Annotated in this window: 1 protein-coding gene and 1 pseudogene; one reads left to right on the forward strand and one right to left on the reverse strand. The window is 61.4% G+C overall.

The annotated features are described in order from the left end of the window. Positions 1-954: 954 nt before the first annotated feature. A pseudogene (locus ACZ6CV_RS37210) lies at positions 955-1,317 on the reverse strand (transposase); the annotation flags it as partial. A 76-nt stretch (positions 1,318-1,393) separates the two neighbouring features. Between ACZ6CV_RS37210 and ACZ6CV_RS37215 the strand changes: the two are divergent. Beyond that, a partial coding sequence (locus ACZ6CV_RS37215) for a hypothetical protein (RefSeq protein WP_469256337.1) occupies positions 1,394-1,589 on the forward strand: 196 nt, incomplete at its 3' end.

Below are 1,589 nucleotides of genomic sequence, written 5' to 3' on the forward strand. Positions count from 1 at the left end.
CCGCTACGAACGCAAGCCCGAACACTTCCTCGCCTTCACCGCCATCTCGGCAACCCTCATATGCCACCGCCGAATCGCCAAATGAAATGGCGTCTTAGTCATGAGAGAGCAATCGGTGCCACGAACAGTCGGGGAGAACCAGTTGGGAGCACAAATGTCGGGTTGATCGGCGGGTTGGGCATAGAGGTAGGTGTGACAAGTTCACACGACACCAAAGTCGGTCGAATCGGTGACATATTCAAGTGGTAGTTGGTGCGAAGTGAATCAGATTGAACTCGCCGGTCGAGCCTCGTCCGAAATGAGCGTGGGAGCGGTGATCTTCTATGCGGCAATGATCGCTATCGGAATCCTTTTCGCGCGCAACGTCGCAGATCTCTCCGATCGATTCTTCGCGTTCCTTTTGGCCTCGCTCCCTGGCCCTGGGGAGAGATCTTCGCCACGCCAACTTCGGATTTTCGGATGGGTGATGGTGGGCTTTGGGCTTGTCGGTCTACTTGTGGAAATCCGAACCGGCGTAACCTGAAATTGAGTGGCGCCTTCCGGGGTGGAAACTTCCGATTGATTCCGTCAGCGGCGTATCTCCGCTGCCGGACATCAGGGCCGTCTCGGTGGGGCGCAAGCGAATCTACTGAGCCAGCCCACCAGCGGGACCCCGTGCACGCAGAAGCCCCCGCCGGACTCGATCCGGCGGGGGCTTCTGTGAGTCACACCAGTCACGAATAAGTCACCAACCACGTAGATGCACCCGGACCGCAAGCCCCTGACCTGCACCTACGCCCCTGACCTGGACTACCTAGACCCCGCGAGACGCATTCGCCCACCTATGCCATGTGGTACCGAGGGAGGCACCCAGGATCAGCACGGGGGCGTCTTCGGGCCCGTCAAAGCGGTATTGCAGGGTGTTCTTCGGTGGCTCACTCACCCGCCAGACCCTCTCATCTGTCACGACAGCGCCTATGCGCGGGGTACTGGCTGTAGGTGTTCGACCAGGTGGAAGACCTCCCGGGCCGCGTAGCGTGAGCGGCAACGGACGATTTCGCGTCGGGTCTTGCCCTCCTTGATGCGGCGCTCGTAGTAGTCCTTGGTACGTGGGTCGACCCGCAGGCGCGTGAACACGATGCGGTGAAGGGCGGCGTTGGCTTGCCGGTCGCCGCCGTGGTTGAGGCGGCGGACCTGTCGGCGTCCCGAGGAGCGCTCGACGGGGCTGACTCCGCACAGCGCGGCGAAGGCCGCCTCGCTGTCGAGCCGTTCTGGGTTGTCCCCCACCGTGATCAGCAACGTGACCGCCGTGTCCAGACCGATCCCCACCACCTCGAGCTGACCCTGACGCAACTGCTGGGTGAGCTTCAATTCGAACTCGTCGTGCATGTTCCAGTTGTCGTCCGGTAACTGGATGAAGAAGTCGCTCGGCTTCATGAGAGAAGCGTATGGCGATGCAGTTCGGCCGCGGGGACGGTTCACGAACTGCCCGCGGCCTGCGGCAGACCCGATTTCAGACGCCATTTCATTTGGCGATTCGGCGGTGGCATATGAGGGTTGCCGAGATGGCGGTGAAGGCGAGGAAGTGTTCGGGCTTGCGTTCGTAGCGG

It is taken from the genome of Streptomyces sp. NPDC041713, assembly GCF_055591085.1.